The organism is Enterobacter kobei, assembly GCF_001729765.1.
Lineage (GTDB): Bacteria > Pseudomonadota > Gammaproteobacteria > Enterobacterales > Enterobacteriaceae > Enterobacter > Enterobacter kobei.
Map to the genome: position 1 here is coordinate 2,149,738 of NZ_CP017181.1, position 21,967 is coordinate 2,171,704.

The following is a 21,967-nucleotide window of genomic DNA, read 5'->3' on the forward strand; positions in this document are numbered from 1 at the left end:
GGTGCTCCAGTGGCTTCTGTTTCTATCAGCTGTCCCTCCTGTTCAGCTACTGACGGGGTGGTGCGTAACGGCAAAAGCACTGCCGGACATCAGCGCTATCTCTGCTCTCACTGCCGTAAAACATGGCAACTGCAGTTCACTTACACCGCTTCTCAACCCGGTACGCACCAGAAAATCATTGATATGGCCATGAATGGCGTTGGATGCCGGGCAACCGCCCGCATTATGGGCGTTGGCCTCAACACGATTTTCCGCCATTTAAAAAACTCAGGCCGCAGTCGGTAACCTCGCGCATACAGCCGGGCAGTGACGTCATCGTCTGCGCGGAAATGGACGAACAGTGGGGATACGTCGGGGATAAATCGCGCCAGCGCTGGCTGTTTTACGCGTATGACAGGCTCCGGAAGACGGTTGTTGCGCACGTATTCGGTGAACGCACTATGGCGACGCTGGGGCGTCTTATGAGCCTGCTGTCACCCTTTGACGTGGTGATATGGATGACGGATGGCTGGCCGCTGTATGAATCCCGCCTGAAGGGAAAGCTGCACGTAATCAGCAAGCGATATACGCAGCGAATTGAGCGGCATAACCTGAATCTGAGGCAGCACCTGGCACGGCTGGGACGGAAGTCGCTGTCGTTCTCAAAATCGGTGGAGCTGCATGACAAAGTCATCGGGCATTATCTGAACATAAAACATTATCAATAAGTTGGAGTCATTACCTGTTTACGCTTGGAAAATATTACGAGCAAGAGGGCAGGGTATTATTACCTCTCGCCGTTCAGGTACATCATTCTGTCTGCGATGGTTTCCATGTGGCAAGGTTTTTTAATGAGTTACAAGAGGTCTGCGATGCGTTACCACAGCAGACCGGGCAACAGGAATGATGATGTGGCCATCAGGCCGCTTTAACCGCCCTGATTTTTTTACTGTCAGCTGCACCTGACTCGGTTTTATCGTCAGCAGGGGTATCAAGAGCCGGGAGCTTACTGGTTCGCAAAATATGCTGCACGGCATCTTTCTGCTCGGCGAGATACAGGCCAAGATCTTCAGCCTGCGTTTCATCCATCTGCATTCCGCTTTGCAAAAGCCAGTCGGTAAACGCCTCTGCCAAATCAAGCAGTTTGTCGTGAGCGTCAGCCTCTTTCTTACTGGCAAATGTCATTTTCTCTTCACCTTTTCTTACGACAACATATTTTGTTTCAACAGCCATCACGCACCTCTCATACTGTATTTATGTACAGTATAACAGAGGCCGGAAAAAGTTGCAGCAAAATGTGCGTTACGTGTGCGCCTGCTGGGTTTCACGGCAGGCCACACTGCGCCGCCATGCGCCTGGAGCCTGGCCATATTGCCGTTTAAAACTGCGGTTGAAGGATTGCTGAGAGTCAAAACCCAACGCGATCGCCACGTTCAGAATCGGTTCGTCGCTGTGGGTTAAGCGCTCAACGGATTTTTGCAGCTTTTGCGCGCGAATGTATCCGGCGAGAGGGTAGCCTGTATGTTCTTTAAACAGTCGCTGAAGGTGCCATTTCGAATAGCCGGAGCGCCTGGCGACGGACTCAATATCCAGACGGCTATCAAGGTTGTTGTCGATCCAGTCGAGTAAATCATGCATAAATGCGCCCGTGTTCATCGGGTTACCTCCACGCAGCCTGTTAAATGGTAACATTATCTGTTGCATTTAAAGGTGGCGCGTTTTTGCAGTAATTGCAAGTTTTATTGTTGCATTTAAATCCTTACCTGAAACGGGCCTTTTTAACATCCGATCGAATAGCACATAAAGTGCAACAATTATTCTTGCACTTAGTTAAGCGCCTTCCTACAATCGCCGCGAATAGTGTATTCGCAACTGTTACAGTTTTGTGGCGATGAACGAAACAAATGGCCTTAAGCCAGCCCGGACAAAGGAAGTGGCGCGGTGCCTCCTGCCGCGTCTTGCCCGGCGGCTACAATTACCGGAATAAAAATAATGAGCCTGCAAAAAACCTGGGGAAACGAACCTCTGCATGCGCTGGGAGCGATATTGCTCTCCCTGTTGCTTGTCGGATGTGATAACAGCGTCGCGCAAAATGCTGCACCCCCTGCGCCCGCCGTCAATGCTGCTGATGTGGTTGTGAAATCCATTAGTCAGTGGGATAGCTTTAACGGCCGGATCGAAGCCGTGGAGAGCGTTCAGCTTCGCCCCCGCGTCTCTGGCTATATCGACAAAGTGAATTTCACCGACGGCCAGGAGGTGAAAAAGGGTGAGGTGCTGTTCACGATTGATGACAGAACCTATCGTGCCGCGCTGGAGCAGGCGCAGGCGACGCTGGAGAGAGCCAAAACGCAGGCCAGCCTGGCACGAAGCGAGGCTAACCGTACCGATAAACTCATCAATACCAACCTGGTATCCCGTGAAGAGTGGGAGCAGCGCCGTGCGGCCGCCATTCAGGCGCAGGCCGATATTCGCGCCGCGCAGGCTGCGGTAGACGCCGCTCAGCTTAACCTCGATTTCACGAAAGTAACGGCACCGATTGATGGCCGCGCCAGCCGCGCGTTGATCACCAGCGGTAATCTGGTCACGGCGGGCGACAGCGCCAGCGTGCTGACAACGCTGGTCTCGCAGAAGACGGTGTACGTCTACTTTGACGTGGATGAGTCAACCTACCTCCACTATCAAAACCTCGCCCGCAGAGGGCAGGGGGCGTCCAGCAATCACACTGCACTACCGGTTGAAATTGGCCTGGCGGGTGAGGAAGGGTATCCCCATCAGGGCAAAGTGGATTTCCTGGATAATCAGCTGGCGCCGAGTACCGGTACGATCCGTATGCGCGCGCTGCTGGATAACGCGCAGCGTCAGTTCACGCCGGGCCTTTTCGCTCGCGTTCGCCTGCCGGGCAGCGCTGAATTCCAGGCCACGCTTATTGACGACAAAGCGGTGCTGACCGATCAGGATCGCAAATATGTTTATATCGTGGATAAAGAGGGCAAAGCACAGCGACGCGATATTACGCCAGGGCGCCTGGCGGACGGCTTACGCATCGTGCAGCAGGGGCTGAAACCCGGCGATAAAGTCATCGTCGATGGTTTACAAAAAGTGTTTATGCCGGGTATGCCGGTTAACGCGAAAACCGTCGCCATGACCGCCAGCACCGCCCTCAACTGATCATCTGACCTGAGAATCCTACCCATGGACTTTTCCCGCTTTTTTATCGACAGGCCGATTTTCGCTGCCGTCCTGTCGATTCTGATTTTTATCACAGGATTAATCGCCATCCCGCTGTTGCCGGTGAGCGAATACCCTGATGTCGTACCGCCAAGCGTGCAGGTGCGCGCGGAGTACCCGGGCGCCAACCCGAAAGTGATTGCTGAGACCGTGGCGACGCCGCTGGAAGAGGCGATTAACGGCGTTGAGAACATGATGTACATGAAATCCGTCGCGGGTTCTGATGGCGTGCTGGTGACGACCGTCACTTTCCGTCCGGGAACCGACCCGGATCAGGCGCAGGTTCAGGTACAAAACCGCGTGGCGCAGGCCGAGGCGCGTCTGCCGGAGGATGTGCGCCGTCTGGGCATCACGACGCAGAAACAGTCTCCTACGCTGACCCTGGTGGTGCATCTGTTTTCGCCTGGCGGTAAATACGACTCTCTGTATATGCGCAACTACGCCACGCTGAAAGTGAAGGACGAACTGGCGCGTCTGCCCGGTGTCGGCCAGATCCAGATTTTTGGCTCAGGCGAATACGCGATGCGCGTCTGGCTGGATCCCAATAAAGTAGCGGCGCGCGGGCTGACCGCCTCGGATGTCGTCACGGCGATGCAGGAGCAAAACGTGCAGGTATCGGCCGGGCAGCTGGGCGCCGAGCCGCTGCCGAAGGAGAGCGATTTCCTGATCTCCATTAACGCCCAGGGGCGTCTGCATACCGAAGAAGAGTTTGGCAATATCATTCTCAAAACGTCTCAGGACGGGTCGCTGGTACGCCTGCGCGACGTGGCGCGTATTGAAATGGGATCGGGCAGCTATGCGTTGCGTTCGCAGCTTAACAATAAAGACGCGGTCGGGATCGGTATCTTCCAGTCTCCTGGCGCAAACGCCATCGATCTGTCTAACGCGGTGCGCGCTAAAATGGCGGAACTGTCCACCCGTTTCCCGGAAGATATGAAGTGGGCGGCACCTTACGATCCGACGGTATTCGTGCGCGATTCCATCCGTGCGGTGGTGCAAACGCTGCTGGAAGCGGTAGTGCTGGTCGTACTGGTAGTGATCCTCTTCCTCCAAACCTGGCGTGCGTCGATCATTCCGCTGATCGCGGTGCCGGTTTCGGTCGTGGGGACGTTCAGCGTTCTCTACCTGCTGGGCTTTTCGCTTAATACCCTGAGTTTGTTCGGGCTGGTATTGGCTATCGGTATCGTGGTGGATGATGCCATCGTGGTGGTGGAAAACGTCGAGCGAAATATCGAAGAGGGGCTTGCTCCGCTTGCGGCGGCGCATCAGGCGATGCGTGAAGTGTCCGGGCCGATTATCGCGATTGCGCTGGTATTGTGCGCGGTGTTTGTGCCGATGGCGTTCCTTTCTGGCGTCACCGGCCAGTTCTACAAACAGTTTGCGGTAACGATTGCCATTTCGACGGTGATCTCCGCTATCAACTCGCTGACGCTCTCACCAGCGCTGGCTGCTCTGCTGTTAAAACCGCACGGCGCACCGAAAGATTTCCCGACCCGGCTTATCGATCGTCTGTTCGGCTGGATTTTCCGACCGTTTAACCGCTTTTTCCATCGTAGCTCGACTGGCTATCAGGGGCTGGTGGGTAAAACGCTCGGCCGACGTGGCGCGGTGTTTGTGGTGTATCTGCTGCTGCTGTGTGCCGCAGGCGTCATGTTTAAAGCGGTTCCCGGTGGCTTTATTCCGACACAGGATAAGCTGTACCTGATTGGTGGCGTGAAAATGCCCGAAGGCTCGTCGCTGGCGCGTACTGATGCGGTGATCCGCAAAATGAGCGAAATCGGGATGAATACCGAAGGCGTGGACTATGCGGTTGCTTTCCCGGGTCTGAATGCGCTGCAGTTCACCAATACGCCGAACACCGGAACGGTCTTCTTTGGCCTGAAGCCGTTCGACCAGCGTAAACACAGTGCTGCGGAAATTAACGCTGAAATCAACGCGAAAATTGCGCAAATCCAGCAGGGCTTTGGCTTCTCCATTCTGCCGCCGCCGATTTTGGGGCTGGGGCAGGGGTCGGGTTATTCCCTGTACATTCAGGATCGTGCCGGTCTTGGCTATGGCGCATTGCAGAACGCGGTGAATACCATGTCCGGTGCGATTATGCAGACGCCGGGGATGCATTTCCCGATCTCGACCTACCAGGCCAACGTTCCACAGCTGGACGTGCAGGTTGACCGTGACAAGGCGAAAGCGCAGGGCGTGTCGCTGACCGATCTGTTCGGTACGCTGCAAACCTATCTGGGCTCGTCTTATGTGAATGACTTCAACCAGTTCGGGCGTACCTGGCGTGTAATGGCGCAGGCCGACGGACCGTACCGCGAGAGCGTGGAGGATATTGCGAACTTACGTACCCGTAATAACCAGGGTGAAATGGTGCCGATTGGCAGTATGGTTAAGATCAGCACTACCTACGGGCCGGATCCGGTGATCCGCTACAATGGCTACCCGGCGGCTGACCTGATTGGCGATGCCGACCCGCGCGTACTCTCCTCCGCCCAGGCGATGACGCAGCTGGAAGGTATGTCTAAGCAGATATTGCCGAACGGAATGAATATTGAATGGACGGATCTGAGCTTCCAGCAGGCGACACAAGGTAATACGGCGCTGATCGTCTTCCCGGTCGCGGTGCTGCTGGCCTTCCTGGTGCTGGCGGCACTGTATGAAAGCTGGACGCTGCCGCTGGCGGTGATCCTTATCGTGCCGATGACAATGTTGTCCGCGCTGTTTGGCGTCTGGCTGACCGGTGGTGATAACAATGTGTTCGTGCAGGTAGGGCTGGTGGTACTGATGGGGCTGGCGTGTAAAAACGCGATTCTTATCGTGGAGTTTGCCCGCGAGCTGGAAATTCAGGGCAAAGGTATCATGGAAGCCGCGCTGGAGGCCTGCCGCCTGCGTTTACGCCCGATTGTGATGACCTCCATTGCCTTCATCGCCGGAACCATTCCGCTGATCCTTGGCCACGGCGCGGGCGCAGAAGTGCGCGGTGTCACCGGGATTACGGTCTTCTCCGGGATGCTGGGCGTCACGTTGTTTGGTCTGTTCCTGACGCCGGTGTTTTACGTGACGCTGCGTAAATTCGTTACGCGCGGTAAAGAGGAAAGGGACGTTCTGCCTGCATAGGGATGTTGCAGAAAACAAAAAAGCGCCTTCACAGTAAGGCGCTTTTTTTTCACATCAGATCAATCGTTAAAACGTTTCTTTATACTGGGCCATAAGCTCAGGTACCGGATCGCAGCCGCTGCTATCGGCTTTTTTGACCTCTTCCAGCGCGCTTGCCACGGTGTGTCGGGCTAATACCGCCAGCGAAGCCTGCTCAGCTTCTTCGGATACCGATTTAAAGTACCAGCAGGCGTTAGCGCTGACCACACAGCGAGCCGGTACGTCAGGACGCGACGCCCACAGCTTTTTATCTTCAGTGACCGAAAGGTAGATGTCACGCAGGGTGATCTCTTCCGGTGGGCGCCCAAGATGAATGGAGCCGTTACGGCCAAGCGTGGAGACGATAATCCCGTCACGCGTAAGGGGAACCATCAATTTGCGGATAAAGCTCGGGTTGGCTTCCAGGCCGTAGGCCAGAACGCCACTCGTCGAACGTTTACCTAATTGCTCCGCCATCGCTACGCTGAGGACCATCTGCAAAGCTGTCGGGAAGCGGTAATCTAACATTTCTCTGTCCTGGGTCGCGGTGAATCTTGTTCTTTTTGGCACCGCAGAGGTGAATAAGCAATAAACAACAATATAACAAATAGGGTAATTTTTTTGAAGCAATCTGCGGCATTTGCGATCAAACACCCTGTTCTGGTTTAGCTAAACGTGCGGTTCGGGAAGGCAACCGTCACCTGGAGGCCACCTTCTGCGGACGCACTCAGGGCTGTACTTCACGGCATTTTCAATGAGATTGTCTATCAGCGATATCAAACTTTGCCTGACGCCGCTAATCCGGATGTTCTTCTCGGCGAAGAATTCCAGTTCAATTCTGCGCGCTGAGGCTAACGGTTCCAGCTCGGCCATTCGCTCCGGTATGAGCGACGTTAGCGGCACGGACTCCGTCGCGGCGTCAATGCGCGCCTCACTATGCTGCGGTACGGCTTTTAAGGGGGAGAGATCGTCAGGTGTGCGTAAAATGCGGAGCGCTGGCGCTGACCGGCAGTTGGGGCTCCAGCAAGTATATGCAAACGTATTACGGCGTGAGCGATGCCCAGTCGGCGGCATCGGGGTTTGCCCGACATGACGCCGGCGCAGGGATTTACGCCTGGTCGATGGATCTTGACTGGAACCACAAGCTCACCGCCCGCTGGAGCGTGCTTGCCGCAGCGGGCGTAACGCAGTTGACGGGAGAGGCAGGCGATAACCCGATTGTGTAACGAAAAACGTCGCCCACGGGGAGTTTGAAAGTGACGTATCTTATCTCATTAATACCTGAAACAGCTGAACAAAGATATATATTGTCGCTGCCACTTGTATCGTCCGGAACCCCCATCTGAAATAGCGCCATTCATGGCGTTCTCTGGCATCAGCTGCTTCAATAGCGGGGTCAGAACATTTTCTTTTCCTGGCCCTGAATGCACTGATTATCCACAAGATGAGAAGAAAGATGACGATGGTTTTCTCAAGGATTGGATTACCCACAAAATGTGACTCCGTCCTGCCCGCGGTTACAAGCAGGATGGATGAACTACCTTCACATAGCAACCACTAAATGTAGGGGTAATATTCGTTTTCGCTCTGGTGGATTTGCAGTGATTCCGTCACGAGATGTTTTACTCGTAAAATTCGACTTATATTTTGCCAAGCAAAATATTCAACATCCGGCGCAACGGTTCTGCCGCCCCCCATAATAGCTGATCGCCCACCGTCAGAACCGAGTAAATAGGGTCATTATTCAGGGACATTTTTTTGTAACGGCCAACGCCAACCTGCAGCGAACCGCTGATGTAAGCTGGGGTCAATCGACTGACACTTTCATCCTTGTTATTGGGTACGTAGTTAACCCAGGGGTGGGAATGCGTTACTAAGCTTGCGAATTCTTTTTCGCTGACTTCACGCTTGAGCTTCAGGGTGATGGCAGCACTATGGCACCGGATCACGCCGACACGAATACACAAACCGTTTACCGGGATTGTACCTGGAGAAAGCCCAAGAATCTTGTTCGTTTCTGCCTCACCTTTCCACTCTTCGCGGCTATTCCCATCGCCTAAATCGCTATCAATCCATGGAATGATGCTGCCCATAAGAGGTATGCCGAAATTCTGGATGGGCATGTCAGCACTGTTAATAAGCTCACTGACTTTATTGACTAAAGGAAGCACCGATCCTGATGACATGAGTTCATCTGAGGATAAATGCTGGCTGATATATGCGCTTTGAGCGATTAATTCTCTAACATATTTAGCCCCTGCACCTGATGCAGACTGATACGTCATTACGCTCATCCATTCGATTAAGTCAGCCTTTATCAGTCCAGCAAGCCCCATAAGACTCAGGGTGATGGAGCAGTTGCCACCAACAAAAAGTTTAATTCCTTCTTTGATTGCACGATCAATATTAGAACGATTGACGGGGTCGAGAATAATACAGGCTTTCTCATCCATCCGTAACGCTGAGGCCGCATCAATCCAGTAGCCTTTCCAGCCATGATCAATCAAATCAGGATATATTGCTTTAGTATAATCACCGCCCTGACAGGTTATAATGATATCCATTTCGGACAGGGCATTGATTGAATTAGCATCTTTTAGCATATAGCCGACGCCACCAATGACAGGACCGGCGGCACCTGCACTTGAAGTACTGTAAAAATGCACAGAAATACCGTCGAAGTCGTTCTCTTCGACCATTCGCTGTAACAAAACAGAACCTACCATTCCTCGCCAACCGACGATGCCAACCTGCTTCATTTGCTTAACCTTTGTGATGTTATGATATTGTTAACTTGTGTTCGGGGGACGTTATATCGCATCTAAAGTTGAAGGTCATTACGTATGGCATCAGATTTAATCATTATTAAAATGTTTCATACGGCATCAGTGATTTTTATAGCTAAACCAGACAAAAAATTCGCAATCACCTGGTATTAAATAAATAATCATGGGCTGGCGCGTCATACATAAGTAATGAACGTTAAGCATTTAGAGCAATTGCGGACATACAGCCACACATATTACGTCGCTTTCATTAAGGGCTAAGAAGGGCTCTGAATGGTTAAGGTTGAGGAAATAAAAATGAGGAATTCGCCTGCCTGGATGAAGAGGTTTATCTGTTATCTTTTTTTAAAAAATCCGCTTCCGGCACAAGCAAGACCGCAAGCGGACAATCTCAACATCTCATCACATCCCTTAGCGATACAGCGTCTTTTCCGCAACAGGGATAACCAGCGCGGATCGCCAGTCCGCCAGCGTCAGCTGCGCAAGCCTGCCCAGCGCGGTGTAAAACGGATGACCCGCATTGTCGACAAATACCGACAGGAAGCGGGTACTCCAGGGCAGCAGGTGCCACGCCAGGAGCTGGTCGCACTCCGAATCGCGGCCATTCTCAATCAGCCACGCCGCCAGCAGCAGCAGGGTACCGAAATGATCTTCCGGTTCGTTCTGCTGCATCTCAAAAGCGATGCCGTTTTCACGCATCCACTGGCGCAGCGCAAGGGTTGAGTCACCAAACAGCACGGATTCGCGATCCAGCCATACGGAACCCCACGGCGGCGCGGGCAGGGCATAAGGGCCAATAAACAACCGTTGCCAGGCGTCCGTCAGCGGCTCATCGGAAGACGTGGCAAAGGTATCGGCAACGGGCTGCAGCGTTTCCGGAGACAGGGGCCAGTCCTGAACCCATTCGCCAGCGATAAGAGCCTGTACCAGGGGCGCAGTCTGCTCGCTGTCAGGAGCGAAATAAAACAGCGCGCCCAGCACCCGGGCGCTGAACGCGAACGATTCACGCTGTAAGACGTCTTTCATTAAACCTTCCTTGCTTGCGCGGGGCACGCCCGCGCGACTGTGTTAATCAGTAATACACACCATAGAATAAACCACGGCCATCCGTTTCACCCCTTATACCTTCTCAATCTGTACCAGGTTGGTGTGCTGCGGGTTGCCCTTGGCCAGCGGAGACGGGCGATGGGTCGTCAGTGTGTTGATGCAGGAGCCGTGGTCGATACGATCGCCATCCATATTGGCGTCATGCCAGGCGCCCTGGCCCATGGCACTCACGCCGGGCATGATGCGAGGCGTGACTTTCGCTTCAATTCTCACCTCACCGCGATCGTTAAACACGCGCACCGTATCGCCGTTCTTAATGCCGCGTTTTTCGGCATCGAGAGGATTAAGCCAGACCTCCTGGCGGCAGGCCGCTTTCAGCACGTCAACGTTACCGTAGCTAGAGTGGGTACGGGCTTTGAAATGGAAGCCAAACAGCTGCAGAGGATACTGCGCGCGCGCGGGGGCATCCCAACCGTCAAATGTTGAGGCATAGACGGGAAGAGGGCTGATGGTTTCGTCTTTTGCCAGTTCCCAGGTCGCTGCAATTTCAGCCAGCTTACTCGAGTAAATTTCAATCTTACCCGATGGCGTTTTCAGCGGATTGGCTTCCGGGTTTTCGCGGAACTTTTTATACGCCACAAAGTGTCCGTTCGGATCTTTGCGCTTATAAATGCCCATTTTCTTCAGCTCATCATAGGACGGCAGTTGAGGGTCTTTTTCGAGCATTTTGGCATACAGATACTGCAGCCATTGCGCTTGCGTCCGTCCTTCGGTGAATTTCTGATGGATATCCGGCCCAGGACGTTTCGCCACTTCACTCATGATCCAGTAGATGGGCTTGCGTTCAAACTTCGGTGCGGTGACGGGCTGGAGAAAAATCAGGTAACCCATGTTCCCGGCGTAATCGTTAGGAATAATATCTTCCTGCTCGACGGTCATTAAATCCGGCAACACGATATCGGCATACTTCGCTGACGACGTCATGAAATTATCGATGACGACAATCATTTCGCACTTGCTCTCATCCTGCAGGATATCGTGGGTTTTATTGATATCGGAGTGCTGGTTGATGATGGTATTACCCGCGTAGTTCCAGATGAACTTAATCGGCACATCCAGCTTATCTTTACCGCGCACCCCGTCGCGCAGGGCAGTCATTTCCGGTCCGCGGGCGATGGCGTCCGTCCAGCTAAAGCAGGAGATCTGCGTTTTGACCGGGTTTTCCGGCAGCGGCATCCGTTCGATGGTGATGGTGTACGTCGACTCACGCGCGCCGCTGTTACCGCCGTTGATCCCTACGTTGCCGGTCAGGATCGGCAGCATCGCGATGGCGCGGGACGTCAATTCGCCGTTCGCCTGACGCTGTGGACCCCAGCCCTGGCAGATATAGGCTGGCTTCGCAGAACCGATTTCCCGGGCAAGCTTAACGATGCGATTGGCCGGTATGCCCGTAATGCGCGAGGCCCACTCCGGGGTTTTCGCCGTTCCGTCATCGCCCTGGCCGAGAATATACGCTTTGTAGTGCGCGTTAGCCGGCGCGCCTTCCGGCAGCGTTTTTTCGTCGTAGCCGACGCAGTACTTGTCGAGGAAAGACTGGTCGACCAGATTTTCGTTAATCATTACCCATGCCAGACCGGCCACCAGCGCGGCATCGGTCCCTGGACGAATCGGGATCCATTCATCTTCACGTCCGGCTGCCGTGTCGGTATAGCGCGGATCGATGACAATCATACGCGCGTTGGACCGCTCGCGAGCCTGCTCAAGATAATAGGTAATCCCGCCCCCGCTCATGCGCGTTTCCGCCGGGTTGTTGCCGAACATCACCACCAGTTTGGTGTTTTCGATATCCGAGGTGCTGTTACCGTCATTGCTGCCGTAGGTGTAAGGCATTGCGCAGGCGATTTGCGCCGTGCTGTAGGTGCCGTAGTGGCTCAGGAAACCGCCGTAGCAGTTCATCAGGCGCGCCACCAGCGACGCGTAAGGGGAGGAGCGGGTGATATTGCCGCCGACAATCCCGGAGGAGTAGTTGATGTACACCGCTTCATTGCCATATCTGGCGACCACGTCTTTCAGGCTGGCGGTGATGGTGTTGAGCGCTTCATCCCAGCTGATACGCTCGAACTTGCCTTCACCGCGTTTGCCCACGCGCTTCATCGGGTAGTTCAGACGGTCAGGGTGGTTGATGCGACGGCGAATAGAACGTCCGCGCAGGCAGGCGCGAACCTGGTGATTGCCGTAGATATCCTCGCCGGTGTTATCCGTTTCGACCCAGTACACCTCATCGTCGCGGACGTGCAGACGCAATGCGCAGCGGCTGCCACAGTTAACCGAGCAGGCGCCCCAGACGACTTTATCGTCAGCAGGTTTCGTGGCGCTTTGCACTGCGGCGGCAACGCGTTTCACGCCAAAAGGCAATGAGACGCTACCGGCGGCGAACGCCAGCGATCCTATCGCCGTAGATTTCACGAGTGTTCGACGGCTAATCCCGCCGTGATGTTCGATATCGGACATGGCTCACCCCACCAATGTAATTGCGTATTATTTTTCCCGAAATGATAACCGGGCTAATGGTGGGGTGAGTGTTACTGATTTAGGGGTAGTAAATATTAATCCTTATCAAATCAAAGGGGATTGAGGGTAAATTACTGCGGTTCAGTTGGCGCATTATCCTGACTGGCGGACGCCGCTCCGCTCCATGTGCGGGTGTACAGAATTTTAAAGGTGTCGTTGGCACAATGGCCTACCACCTGTGCGTCCGGCTGATCGGCCTGATCGTTCGGCACAATGTTCAGCGTGAATCCTGACTCCGGCACGCCGTTGTTGATGATCTTCTGCTGAATATCGCTTTTCACGCGTTCGCAGGAATCGGGTGCCGCCAGGGCGGCCGTTGAAGCACTCATTAACAGCAGGGCGGTAATCCAGGGTAACCGTTTCATCTGTCGCTCCTTTTCTCTGTGTGTAGACATTAATTTTAGCAGGCTTCGTGTAAACAACTGTATTTGCTAATATGATTGGGAATAATCTCTCTGTACGGTAATCAATGTGAAGAAATATGCAGCGCTAACGCTCCTGGCAGCCACTCTCGTGGGGTGTGACAACAACTCCGCACCACTGTCGTTTACGCCGGAGATGGCGAGTTTCTCGAACGAATTTGATTTTGACCCCCTGCGCGGCCCGGTTAAAGACTTTACCCAGACGCTGTTCAACGAGAAGGGCGAAGTGTCTAAACGGGTGACGGGCACCGTGTCGACAGAAGGGTGTTTCGATACGCTGGAACTGCACGACCTGGAGGCCAACACCGGCGTGGCGCTGGTGCTGGATGCGAATTACTACGTTGATGCCGAAACCCAGCAGCGCAAAGTGAAGCTGCAGGGGAAATGCCAGCTGGCCGAACTGCCGTCAGCCGGGGTGACGTGGGATACCGACGATAACGGTTTCGTGGTGGCGGCGCACGGCAAAGAGATGGAAGTGAAGTACCGCTACGATGCCGATGGTTACCCGTTGGGCAAAACTACCGTCTCCGGGGATCAGCATCTGTCTGTCCAGTCGACACCGTCTAAAGACGTACGCAAAAGGATGGATTACTCGGCAGTGAGTTTGTTAAACGACAAGCCGCTGGGTAACGTGAAGCAGAGCTGCGACTACGATCGACACAACAATCCGGTGAGCTGCGATCTGATCATCACCGATGACAGCGTCAAGCCCGCCGTTGAGCGCAAGTACACCATCAAAAACACGATTGAATACTACTGAGCAATGTATTGATATTATTGCACAATGTAGGCCGGGTAAGCGCAGCGCCACCCGGCAAGAAAGACGGCGCAATTGTTGATGACAGGGGGTATCATCAAACTCACTGCGCGGTTGGTTTCAGCAGGCTGGCGCCTGAGGGTTTATGCCCGGCCAGGTGCTGATGCTGGAAGATGCACATGCGGATGGTATTGCGGTATTCACCGTTGATAAAGAACTCGTGAATCAGCTCGCCTTCCACCATAAAGCCCAGCTTGCGGTAGATATGGATCGCTTTCTCGTTCTCTTTGTCCACAATCAGGTACAGCTTGTAGAGATTCAGAACGTTGAATCCGTAATCCATCGCCAGCTTCGCCGCGCGTGAGGCCAGGCCTTTCCCCTGGTGCTCAGGCGAAATGATGATCTGGAACTCTGCCCGACGGTGAACGTGGTTGATTTCAACCAGCTCCACCAGCCCGGCTTTTTCGCCGCCACACTCCACCACAAAACGACGTTCGCTCTGATCGTGAATGTGTTTGTCGTACAGATCCGACAGCTCGACAAAGGCCTCGTAAGGCTCTTCGAACCAGTAGCGCATCACGCTGGCGTTGTTGTCGAGCTGATGGACAAAGCGCAGGTCTTCACGCTCCAGCGGACGGAGCTTAACGTCACACGAAGCCGACATTATGGGGCTACCGTACGGCCAGTGCGGCGGTCCAGGCAGCGCAGGGTGTTAGGCTCCCAGTAGGCATTGACGTTTGCACTTTGCTGACACTTATCGCGTGCGTCAAAAGCGACATCTTCTTTATCCCACTCTTTTTCAGCACGTTTGTTGACCTTCTGACGAAGGCTACGGGTGTCATTCCATTGTTCTTTGTCCATGGCGGCGTTCTGGCGGCTTTGCGCGCTGTCACCAGACTCAATAATGAGTTTGCTGGTTTCGGCTGTCGCAGAGGCGGCAAAAGCGAACGATGACAGCGCCAGCAGGGCTGTCAGACAAAGGCGTTTGCTTAATGTTGTCATAGCGTTTCCTTTTAAATGGGTGCAGATAATCAAGTAACCCCTTACAGATTCTACACCAAAGAGAAAAGACGGCATACCCGCAGCGCAGGTATGGAAAGTTAACGCCATCATCGGGTCTGATGTTTAAATAAATCCTCACCTGAAGTGAAAAAGGTACAAAAAAGGGTTTATAAGGGCGGTGTAAGGTGTCCGGTTTTGTGATCGCCAGCTGATTTTATGATCATTATACTTGTATGGTAGTATTGCAATTAAGTAAATTTCCGACATCACAACGAACGATGTAAGGAAAGGAATTATGAAGATTGTCGCGGCTGACGTGTTTGTTACCTGCCCGGGGCGGAACTTTGTCACCCTTAAAATCACCACCGATGACGGGATTGTCGGCCTCGGTGACGCTACGCTGAACGGACGCGAGCTCTCCGTCGCTTCGTACCTGAAGGATCACCTTTGCCCGCAGTTAATTGGCCGCGACGCGCACCGTATCGAAGATATCTGGCAATTCTTCTATAAAGGCGCCTACTGGCGTCGCGGACCGGTCACCATGTCGGCCATCTCCGCCGTTGATATGGCGCTCTGGGACATCAAAGCCAAAGCGGCCAATATGCCGCTCTACCAGCTGCTGGGCGGCGCCTCCCGTGAAGGCGTGATGGTCTACTGCCACACGACCGGTCACACCATTGACGACGTGCTGGAAGATTACGCGCGTCATAAAGAGATGGGCTTCAAGGCGATCCGCGTGCAGTGCGGTGTGCCGGGTATGAAAACCACCTACGGCATGTCGAAAGGAAAAGGGCTGGCCTACGAGCCTGCCACCAAAGGCGACTGGCCGGAAGAGCAGCTCTGGTCGACCGAGAAATACCTCGATTTCACACCCAAACTGTTCGACGCGGTGCGCAGTAAATTTGGCTTCAATGAACACCTCCTGCACGATATGCACCACCGTCTGACGCCCATTGAGGCGGCGCGCTTCGGTAAGAGCATCGAAGACTTCCGCATGTTCTGGATGGAAGATCCCACGCCTGCCGAAAACCAGGCCTGCTTCCGTCTTATTCGCCAGCACACCGTCACGCCCATTGCGGTGGGCGAGGTGTTTAACAGCATCTGGGACTGCAAGCAGCTTGCTGATAATGGCATTAACTCTACTGCTATTCAGGTGCCAATGAAGCATACCGGCACCGAAGCGGAGGTGAACAGTATTCGTGATTTCCTCCTAGCTCATACCGTTAAAGCTTTTATCATCACGCCGCCCGGCGAAGCGAAGGGGCTTTATCGGGTAGTCGCCGATTCCGTACGGAAAAATCAGATCAGCAGCAAGTTTGCTGAGCTGACGTTCACCATCAAACGGGCTTACGGAGTGTATGCATAATGGCATTAGTCGATCAGGCGGCGATGCTGGCACCGGGTGGCAGAGTACGCCTGGTTGAAGTTGACGCCTCAGAGTTCAGTGGTGGTATTCACCGTTTCCACTACGCACCTTTCCCCCATACGCCGGAAGAGATCGACGCTGCCAATGGTGATGAAGAAAAGCTCGGACCAAAGCCAATCGTATTCGGTGGGAATACCTACGATTTTTGGCCGTTTCAGGTAGCAGGCCTGGAGCTTTCAACAGACCAGGCCGCAGAGCCGACACTCAGCGTTTCCAACCTCGACGGTCATATCACGGCGCTATGCCTGCAATTTAAAGACATGGTTAATGCCAAAGTGAGCATTATCGTCACCTATTCGGTTTACCTCGATGCCGTGAATTACCCTGGTGGAATGAACCCGACCGCAGACCCGTCGATGTTCACGCTTCAGACCTTCTGGCTTGACACGAAAACCTCCGAAGACGACGAAGTGGTTTCATGGTCACTCAGTAGCCCCGCAGACTTGCAGGGGCTTGTTATCCCAACCAGACAAATCACCTCGCTCTGCGAATGGGCGCTACGCGGGCAGTACCGGAGCGGCGATGGATGCACCTATAACGGCACTGCGTATTTCGACGCTAAAGGGAATCAGGTATCAGATCCTGCCCTTGATGTGTGTGGTGGTTGCCTCAGTGACTGCCGTAAACGATTTGGCGCTGGCCTGGCAGACCCTGACGCGGCCATCCTAGATTTCGGCGGTTTCCCGGCCACAGTACTTTTCACGCGATAACCGGACATCTCAATGAACAAAACCATTATGGCGGCTAGTGCCGCCACCAAAGATGTTGGCCCCAATACTGGTAATGTCTTAGGAGTTGGATACTTTGGTTTCGGAACTCCAGGTGTTAACGTTTTAGGAAGTACCGAATCAGGGTTTTATGGTATTGACGGCTCTGGTACTTCCTGGGCGCCGCAAGCAGGATCTGGAATTGTATGCGGGTATGACCCAACTCGCCGACAGCAAATATTTACAGGAGCATCCGGCAATCTTTTTGTCCGGAACCTGGGTAGTGCTGCTATGAATACTCCTTCGTCCACCATTCCATGGACACAGATGCAGTCTGTTGGAACATCAGATATTAATTTTAAACACGTCAACGGCGATCTCGATGTTGTTGATTCTCTTGAAAACATCTGTCAAATGGAGTTTAAGCGATTCTACTATCTTGATGATGATGAGCAGACAGAGCGCCGGGGCGTAATTGCTCAGCAGATCGAACAAATCGACAAGGAATATGTTCACTCTGCTGAGGGCGTGGGTAAAATGACCCTTGACATTAACCCATTGCTTATGGATGCTCTGGCCGCCATTAAGGCACTTAACGCAAAGGTAGAAGAACTTAGTAAACAGGTTGATGAGCTAAAACAGGGTGGAGCTTGATATACCTGAAGACAGCATATTGAAACGCTTTGCTAAGAAAACCGCCGCCCGTCTTAAGAAAGAACGGGCGGCGGCTGGTTGCTCAGTGTTCATGCCCGAGCAAACGCGGGGAATATTACACGATAGATAGTTAAAGCCCAACCTGGCGAACAGCAGGAGACTCAGAGGTCAGCCACATGTCAGAATCTTCAAACATCTCCTCCAGCATGCGGTTCAGTTTTTCCCGATCGCTTTTGCTGGCGTCGCTATTCAGGCCGTTTGCCTGCATCGGCTTCACCTTCACTTCGGCATCAGGGAAAATCTGATGCACCCGCTTCGTCAGCTCGGCCAGTATGATTTCTCTGGCCCCTTCTAGCCCTTCAACATTTCGCTTGTCATAAACCAACTCAACGAACATCACTCTCCATCCTTGCTGACTTGATCTGGTGAAACAAAAATACTACTGTATATGCATACAGTCAATAATCAAGTGAGGGTGCTGCTATGCCTCGCCAATATGATATTCACGCAGCTTTTTTAGCCTCTATAGAAAAGAATCCAAAGGGCTACCTTTGCCTAAAAACAAATAAATTCATCAATAATTTGCGTGAGAGGAACTGGCATTTCATCCAGGCAGACGCTAACGCATGGATTGAGCGATACCAGCCAGGCTTCGCAGATAAGACGACTGACGGAAGCGACAATCGCTACTGGATCTTGCGTAACATGGGGAGGGTTTTCTAATGGGCTTTCCTTCGCCGGCTACGGATTACGTTGAACAGCGTATATCACTCGACAAGCGCATCATCACAAGACCGGCAGCAACGTATTTCATGCGAGCCGGTGCGACACACTACCGGGAGGGCATCCTCAGTGGTGCGCTTCTCGTTGTCGACGCCTCACTAATCCCCTGTGATGGTTCACTTCTGGTTTGCACTGACGAAGGTGAGTTCAGGATTAAGCGGTATCGCACACACCCGCAGCCACACCTGGAAAACCTGGAGAACGGTAAACGGGAGAGGTTGCCAGATAAGGATGAGGTATCCGACACTTCGCGTCCGGTATTTGGGGTGATCACGTATATCATCAACGACGCGCGTTCGGGTGAGTTTGATGATTGTCCGGTGATGTTATGGGGCATATATGGGGCAAAAATTTAGCGCAAAACAACTCAAACACACAGAAGGTGATGATTCGTCTTGCGCTAACACTTTGCTTTTTACCTGCTTACTTTATACATACTCATGCTTTCATTTTTTGCACCTTTAAATCATGGATTTCCAGCTCTACTCGCTGGGGGCCGCCCTGGTATTTCATGAAATCTTCTTCCCGGAACAGTCCGCTGCGATGGCACTGATCCTGGCGATGGGAACCTACGGTGCAGGCTATATCGCGCGTATCGTCGGCGCCTTTATTTTTGGTCGCATGGGCGACAGCATTGGCCGTAAAAAGGTACTGTTTATCACCATCACCATGATGGGGATCTGCACCACGCTGATTGGCGTGCTGCCCACCTATGCACAGATCGGGATTTTCGCGCCCGTACTGCTGGTGACGCTGCGCATCATTCAGGGACTCGGGCAGGGGCAGAGATCTCCGGGGCCGGGACCATGCTGGCGGAGTACGCACCGAAAGGTAAACGTGGCATCATCTCCTCGCTGGTGGCGATGGGGACTAACTGCGGGACGCTGAGCGCGACCGCTATCTGGGCCGTTATGTTCTTTGCCCTCGACCGCGAACAGCTGCTCGCCTGGGGCTGGCGCGTGCCGTTCCTCGCCAGCGTCGTGGTGATGATCTTTGCCATCTGGCTGCGTATGAACCTCAAGGAAAGCCCGGTCTTTGAGAAAGTGAACGATGCTCAAACCGCGCAGCCGGACACATCGTTAGGTGCCATGGTGAAAAGTAAATCTTTCTGGCTGGCGACCGGTCTGCGTTTCGGTCAGGCGGGCAACTCGGGTCTGATTCAGACGTTTCTGGCCGGTTATCTGGTCCAGACGTTGCTGTTCGATAAAGCCATTCCCACCGACGCGCTGATGATAAGCTCCATTCTTGGGTTTATCTCTATCCCGCTGCTGGGCTGGCTGTCCGATAAAGTGGGACGCCGTCTGCCGTACATTATCCTTAATATTTCCGCCATTATTCTGGCCTACCCGATGCTGTCGATCATCGTCGATAAAAGCTATGCGCCGGGAACCATTATGCTCTCCATCATCGTTATCCATAATTTCGCGGTACTGGGGCTGTTTGCGCTGGAAAATATCACCATGGCGGAGATGTTTGGCTCGCGAAATCGCTTTACCCGGATGGCTATCTCCAAAGAGGCGGGCGGTCTGGTGGCAGTGGGGTTTGGTCCGGTGCTGGCGGGGATCTTCTGTAACATGACCGGTTCCTGGTGGCCGATTGTGGCCATGCTGGTGGCTTACTCTGTGATTGGTCTGGTCTCGGCCTGCCTGATGCCCGAAGTGCGGGATCGTGATTTGAGCGCAGCGGAAGATGCTGCGGAGGCCACGCCAAAAGAGCCTGTGGCCTACGGCACGGTATCGTCACGGCGGTAATGGTACACAGCCTGCGTGACTTGTCACACAACTTTGTCTTTGTGTCACACCACCTGAACAAAAGTTAATATAAATCAAAATCTCAAATGGCAGTATCAGTATGGTGTATGGCAGAGATTTTTTACCCCAACTGCCATTCTAGTTGGTGTAGTCAGCAGGCGCTGCCGCTTTATAACAAGCGGCAGCGATCCACAGCTTTCTAATTAACGAGTCTTAATCATGGAAAACACGTTATTACAGGCCAAAGCGACGCTGCCTCAGTACAATCGCGACAGCCTTAAAGCACGCATTGTTCATTTAGGATTTGGCGCCTTTCACCGCGCGCATCAGGCGGTGTATGCCGACATCCTCGCGTCTGATTATGGCAGCGACTGGGGCTACTGTGAGGTCAACCTGATTGGCGGCGAGCAGCAGATTGCCGACCTGAAGGCGCAGGATAACCTCTATACCGTAGCGGAGATGTCCGCCGATGCGTGGACATCCCGCGTGGTGGGCGTGGTCAAAAAGGCCCTGCATGCGCAGGTTGACGGGCTGGAGACCGTACTGGCAGCGATGTGCGAACCGCAGGTGGCGATTGTTTCACTGACCATTACCGAGAAGGGCTACTGTCACTCTCCCGCAACCGGGCAACTGATGCTCGATCATCCATTCATCGCCGCCGACCTGCAAAACCCGCATCAGCCGACGTCCGCACCGGGTGTGGTGGTGGAAGCGCTGGCACGTCGCAAAGCGGCGGGGTTACCGGCCTTTAGCGTGATGTCCTGCGACAACATGCCGGAAAACGGTCATGTGATGCGCAACGTAACCTGCTCCTATGCCCGGGCGGTAGACGGCGAGCTGGCGGACTGGATCGAGGCTAATGTCACGTTCCCGTCAACCATGGTGGATCGCATCGTACCTGCGGTCACGCCTGATACGCTGGATAAAATCGAACAGCTCACTGGCGTGCGTGATCCGGAGGGCGTGGCCTGTGAACCCTTCCGCCAGTGGGTGATCGAAGATAACTTTGTGGCGGGGCGTCCTGCTTGGGAAAAAGCCGGGGCCGAGCTGGTATCAGACGTCATTCCGTTTGAAGAGATGAAGCTGCGCATGCTTAACGGCAGCCACTCCTTCCTGGCTTACCTGGGGTATCTGGCCGGTTATCAGCATATCAACGACTGCATGGAAGATGAGAATTACCGCGTTGCGGCTCACGCGCTGATGCTCCACGAGCAGGCGCCGACCCTGAAGGTGAAAGGCGTCGATTTAGGACATTACGCCGATCTGCTGATTGCCCGCTACAGCAACCCGGCTCTGCGTCATCGCACCTGGCAAATCGCGATGGACGGCAGCCAGAAGCTCCCGCAACGCATGTTAGATTCCGTGCGCTGGCATCTGGTGCATCAGAAACCTTTCCCCCTGCTGGCGCTGGGCGTGGCGGGCTGGATGCGCTATGTCGGCGGAGTGGATGAGCAGGGTAATGCCATCGAGGTGAGCGATCCGCAGCTGGCGGTGATTCAGGCGGCAGTGAAGGGAAGTGCTGAAGGGGAAAGCCGCGTGCGTGCGCTGCTCGGCATTGAGTCTATCTTTGGCAAAGAATTACCGCGTGAGAAGGTCTTTGTTGATGCGGTGATGACCGCGTACCGGTCTTTGGTGCAAAAGGGCGCGAAAGCTACCGTAGCGCAGTACGCGTCTCAACGGTAATTCAGTACATGCCGCCGTGCGCGGCGGCATGTCAGC

21 protein-coding genes and 4 pseudogenes are annotated in these 21,967 nt (G+C 53.8%); 13 read left to right on the forward strand and 12 right to left on the reverse strand.

The window, feature by feature from the left end; translation table 11 throughout:
- Positions 1-9: 9 nt before the first annotated feature.
- Together BFV64_RS10455 and BFV64_RS24215 are read left to right on the forward strand one after the other, a co-directional pair.
- A protein-coding gene (locus tag BFV64_RS10455) for an IS1-like element IS1B family transposase (protein WP_235611130.1) occupies positions 10-707 on the forward strand; the annotation gives its coding sequence in 2 pieces (ribosomal slippage) (positions 10-259 and positions 259-707; 699 coding nt in all).
- Between the two features lie 14 nt (positions 708-721).
- Positions 722-886, forward strand: a pseudogene (locus tag BFV64_RS24215) (CatA-like O-acetyltransferase); the annotation flags it as partial.
- Positions 887-897: 11 nt separating this feature from the next.
- On the opposite strand, the gene BFV64_RS10460 reads toward BFV64_RS24215, so the two are convergent.
- A complete protein-coding gene (locus BFV64_RS10460; RefSeq protein ID WP_045282048.1) occupies positions 898-1,212 on the reverse strand; it encodes a YebG family protein in 315 nt (104 codons plus the stop codon).
- 69 nt (positions 1,213-1,281) lie between these two features.
- Positions 1,282-1,635 (reverse strand): helix-turn-helix domain-containing protein, encoded by a 354-nt coding sequence (locus tag BFV64_RS10465; protein WP_014883647.1) that lies wholly within the window; start codon positions 1,633-1,635, stop codon positions 1,282-1,284.
- 336 nt (positions 1,636-1,971) lie between these two features.
- Here BFV64_RS10465 and BFV64_RS10470 point away from each other — a divergent pair, with 336 nt between their 5' ends.
- Together BFV64_RS10470 and oqxB are read left to right on the forward strand one after the other, a co-directional pair.
- A complete protein-coding gene (locus tag BFV64_RS10470) occupies positions 1,972-3,147 on the forward strand; it encodes a multidrug efflux RND transporter periplasmic adaptor subunit OqxA (protein ID WP_069602041.1) in 1,176 nt (391 codons plus the stop codon).
- 24 nt (positions 3,148-3,171) lie between these two features.
- Entirely contained in the window at positions 3,172-6,324 is a 3,153-nt protein-coding gene (oqxB, locus tag BFV64_RS10475) for a multidrug efflux RND transporter permease subunit OqxB (RefSeq protein ID WP_047028239.1), read from the forward strand.
- Between the two features lie 66 nt (positions 6,325-6,390).
- Here the strand turns inward: oqxB and BFV64_RS10480 are convergent, their stop codons facing one another.
- On the reverse strand, positions 6,391-6,870 hold the full coding sequence (locus BFV64_RS10480; protein WP_023330297.1) for an efflux pump transcriptional repressor OqxR: 480 nt from the start codon (positions 6,868-6,870) through the stop codon (positions 6,391-6,393).
- A 198-nt stretch (positions 6,871-7,068) separates the two neighbouring features.
- Positions 7,069-7,281 (reverse strand): annotated as a pseudogene (locus tag BFV64_RS25875) (sensor histidine kinase); the annotation flags it as partial.
- Between the two features lie 56 nt (positions 7,282-7,337).
- Between BFV64_RS25875 and BFV64_RS24220 the strand changes: the two are divergent.
- A pseudogene (locus BFV64_RS24220) lies at positions 7,338-7,568 on the forward strand (MipA/OmpV family protein); the annotation flags it as partial.
- A 40-nt stretch (positions 7,569-7,608) separates the two neighbouring features.
- Here BFV64_RS24220 and BFV64_RS25880 read toward each other — a convergent pair.
- The 5 genes from BFV64_RS25880 to BFV64_RS10510 form a co-directional block, all read right to left on the reverse strand.
- Positions 7,609-7,833: a hypothetical protein gene (locus BFV64_RS25880; RefSeq protein ID WP_014883667.1), complete on the reverse strand. Its 225-nt coding sequence runs from the start codon at positions 7,831-7,833 to the stop codon at positions 7,609-7,611.
- Between the two features lie 149 nt (positions 7,834-7,982).
- Positions 7,983-9,101 carry an aspartate-semialdehyde dehydrogenase gene (asd, locus tag BFV64_RS10495; protein WP_069602042.1) on the reverse strand — a complete coding sequence of 373 codons (1,119 nt, stop codon included), beginning with the start codon at positions 9,099-9,101 and terminating at the stop codon, positions 7,983-7,985.
- A gap of 438 nt (positions 9,102-9,539) precedes the next feature.
- Entirely contained in the window at positions 9,540-10,154 is a 615-nt protein-coding gene (gene dmsD, locus BFV64_RS10500) for a Tat proofreading chaperone DmsD (RefSeq protein ID WP_014883669.1), read from the reverse strand.
- A gap of 93 nt (positions 10,155-10,247) precedes the next feature.
- On the reverse strand, positions 10,248-12,686 hold the full coding sequence (gene ynfE, locus BFV64_RS10505) for a selenate/tellurate reductase subunit YnfE (protein ID WP_069602043.1): 2,439 nt from the start codon (positions 12,684-12,686) through the stop codon (positions 10,248-10,250).
- 131 nt (positions 12,687-12,817) lie between these two features.
- Positions 12,818-13,111, reverse strand: a complete 294-nt coding sequence (locus BFV64_RS10510) for a DUF1161 domain-containing protein (protein WP_069602044.1) — start codon at positions 13,109-13,111, stop codon at positions 12,818-12,820.
- A 106-nt stretch (positions 13,112-13,217) separates the two neighbouring features.
- On the opposite strand from BFV64_RS10510, the gene BFV64_RS10515 reads away from it, so the two are divergent.
- Positions 13,218-13,928, forward strand: coding sequence for a YnfC family lipoprotein (locus BFV64_RS10515; protein ID WP_069602045.1), 711 nt, complete (start codon positions 13,218-13,220; stop codon positions 13,926-13,928).
- A 100-nt stretch (positions 13,929-14,028) separates the two neighbouring features.
- On the opposite strand, the gene speG is transcribed toward BFV64_RS10515, so the two are convergent.
- Positions 14,029-14,589: a spermidine N1-acetyltransferase gene (gene speG, locus BFV64_RS10520; protein ID WP_014883673.1), complete on the reverse strand. Its 561-nt coding sequence runs from the start codon at positions 14,587-14,589 to the stop codon at positions 14,029-14,031.
- On the reverse strand, positions 14,589-14,927 hold the full coding sequence (locus BFV64_RS10525) for a DUF1283 family protein (RefSeq protein ID WP_008502414.1): 339 nt from the start codon (positions 14,925-14,927) through the stop codon (positions 14,589-14,591). The genes speG and BFV64_RS10525 overlap by 1 nt, the downstream gene beginning before the upstream one ends.
- Before the next feature lie 295 nt (positions 14,928-15,222).
- Between BFV64_RS10525 and BFV64_RS10530 the strand changes: the two genes are divergently transcribed.
- From BFV64_RS10530 to BFV64_RS25885, 3 genes are read left to right on the forward strand one after another with little or no spacing between them, the layout of a single operon-like run.
- Entirely contained in the window at positions 15,223-16,293 is a 1,071-nt protein-coding gene (locus BFV64_RS10530) for a D-galactonate dehydratase family protein (protein ID WP_137984535.1), read from the forward strand.
- Positions 16,293-17,063 (forward strand): phage minor tail protein L, encoded by a 771-nt coding sequence (locus BFV64_RS10535; protein WP_069602046.1) that lies wholly within the window; start codon positions 16,293-16,295, stop codon positions 17,061-17,063. Before BFV64_RS10530 ends, BFV64_RS10535 begins: the two co-directional genes overlap by 1 nt.
- Positions 17,064-17,075: 12 nt before the next feature.
- On the forward strand, positions 17,076-17,714 hold the full coding sequence (locus BFV64_RS25885; RefSeq protein ID WP_081330959.1) for a tail fiber domain-containing protein: 639 nt from the start codon (positions 17,076-17,078) through the stop codon (positions 17,712-17,714).
- A 130-nt stretch (positions 17,715-17,844) separates the two neighbouring features.
- Here the strand turns inward: BFV64_RS25885 and BFV64_RS10545 are convergent, their stop codons facing one another.
- Positions 17,845-18,111, reverse strand: a complete 267-nt coding sequence (locus BFV64_RS10545; protein ID WP_069602022.1) for a DinI family protein — start codon at positions 18,109-18,111, stop codon at positions 17,845-17,847.
- Between the two features lie 86 nt (positions 18,112-18,197).
- On the opposite strand from BFV64_RS10545, the gene BFV64_RS25890 reads away from it, so the two are divergent.
- The 4 genes and pseudogenes from BFV64_RS25890 (at position 18,198) to BFV64_RS10565 (ending at position 21,931) form a co-directional block, all read left to right on the forward strand.
- Positions 18,198-18,437: a hypothetical protein gene (locus BFV64_RS25890; protein ID WP_069602048.1), complete on the forward strand. Its 240-nt coding sequence runs from the start codon at positions 18,198-18,200 to the stop codon at positions 18,435-18,437.
- Entirely contained in the window at positions 18,437-18,853 is a 417-nt protein-coding gene (locus BFV64_RS10555) for a HumD family translesion DNA polymerase (RefSeq protein ID WP_069602049.1), read from the forward strand. Before BFV64_RS25890 ends, BFV64_RS10555 begins: the two co-directional genes overlap by 1 nt.
- Before the next feature lie 112 nt (positions 18,854-18,965).
- A pseudogene (locus tag BFV64_RS10560) lies at positions 18,966-20,248 on the forward strand (MFS transporter); the annotation flags it as partial.
- 219 nt (positions 20,249-20,467) lie between these two features.
- Positions 20,468-21,931 carry a mannitol dehydrogenase family protein gene (locus BFV64_RS10565; RefSeq protein ID WP_069602050.1) on the forward strand — a complete coding sequence of 488 codons (1,464 nt, stop codon included), beginning with the start codon at positions 20,468-20,470 and terminating at the stop codon, positions 21,929-21,931.
- The last annotated feature ends 36 nt before the right edge of the window (positions 21,932-21,967 follow it).

Coding starts and splice junctions, on each gene's coding strand:
- BFV64_RS10470 (WP_069602041.1), top strand. CDS start 1,972: ATGAGCCTGCAAAAAACCTGGGGAAACGAACCTCTGCATGCGCTGGGA.
- BFV64_RS10480 (WP_023330297.1), bottom strand. CDS start 6,870: ATGTTAGATTACCGCTTCCCGACAGCTTTGCAGATGGTCCTCAGCGTA.
- BFV64_RS25885 (WP_081330959.1), top strand. CDS start 17,076: ATGAACAAAACCATTATGGCGGCTAGTGCCGCCACCAAAGATGTTGGC.
- ynfE (WP_069602043.1), bottom strand. CDS start 12,686: ATGTCCGATATCGAACATCACGGCGGGATTAGCCGTCGAACACTCGTG.
- oqxB (WP_047028239.1), top strand. CDS start 3,172: ATGGACTTTTCCCGCTTTTTTATCGACAGGCCGATTTTCGCTGCCGTC.
- BFV64_RS25890 (WP_069602048.1), top strand. CDS start 18,198: ATGCCTCGCCAATATGATATTCACGCAGCTTTTTTAGCCTCTATAGAA.
- BFV64_RS10460 (WP_045282048.1), bottom strand. CDS start 1,212: ATGGCTGTTGAAACAAAATATGTTGTCGTAAGAAAAGGTGAAGAGAAA.
- BFV64_RS10525 (WP_008502414.1), bottom strand. CDS start 14,927: ATGACAACATTAAGCAAACGCCTTTGTCTGACAGCCCTGCTGGCGCTG.
- BFV64_RS10510 (WP_069602044.1), bottom strand. CDS start 13,111: ATGAAACGGTTACCCTGGATTACCGCCCTGCTGTTAATGAGTGCTTCA.
- speG (WP_014883673.1), bottom strand. CDS start 14,589: ATGTCGGCTTCGTGTGACGTTAAGCTCCGTCCGCTGGAGCGTGAAGAC.
- BFV64_RS10465 (WP_014883647.1), bottom strand. CDS start 1,635: ATGAACACGGGCGCATTTATGCATGATTTACTCGACTGGATCGACAAC.
- BFV64_RS10530 (WP_137984535.1), top strand. CDS start 15,223: ATGAAGATTGTCGCGGCTGACGTGTTTGTTACCTGCCCGGGGCGGAAC.
- BFV64_RS10555 (WP_069602049.1), top strand. CDS start 18,437: ATGGGCTTTCCTTCGCCGGCTACGGATTACGTTGAACAGCGTATATCA.
- BFV64_RS10535 (WP_069602046.1), top strand. CDS start 16,293: ATGGCATTAGTCGATCAGGCGGCGATGCTGGCACCGGGTGGCAGAGTA.
- BFV64_RS10565 (WP_069602050.1), top strand. CDS start 20,468: ATGGAAAACACGTTATTACAGGCCAAAGCGACGCTGCCTCAGTACAAT.
- asd (WP_069602042.1), bottom strand. CDS start 9,101: ATGAAGCAGGTTGGCATCGTCGGTTGGCGAGGAATGGTAGGTTCTGTT.
- BFV64_RS10545 (WP_069602022.1), bottom strand. CDS start 18,111: ATGTTCGTTGAGTTGGTTTATGACAAGCGAAATGTTGAAGGGCTAGAA.
- dmsD (WP_014883669.1), bottom strand. CDS start 10,154: ATGAAAGACGTCTTACAGCGTGAATCGTTCGCGTTCAGCGCCCGGGTG.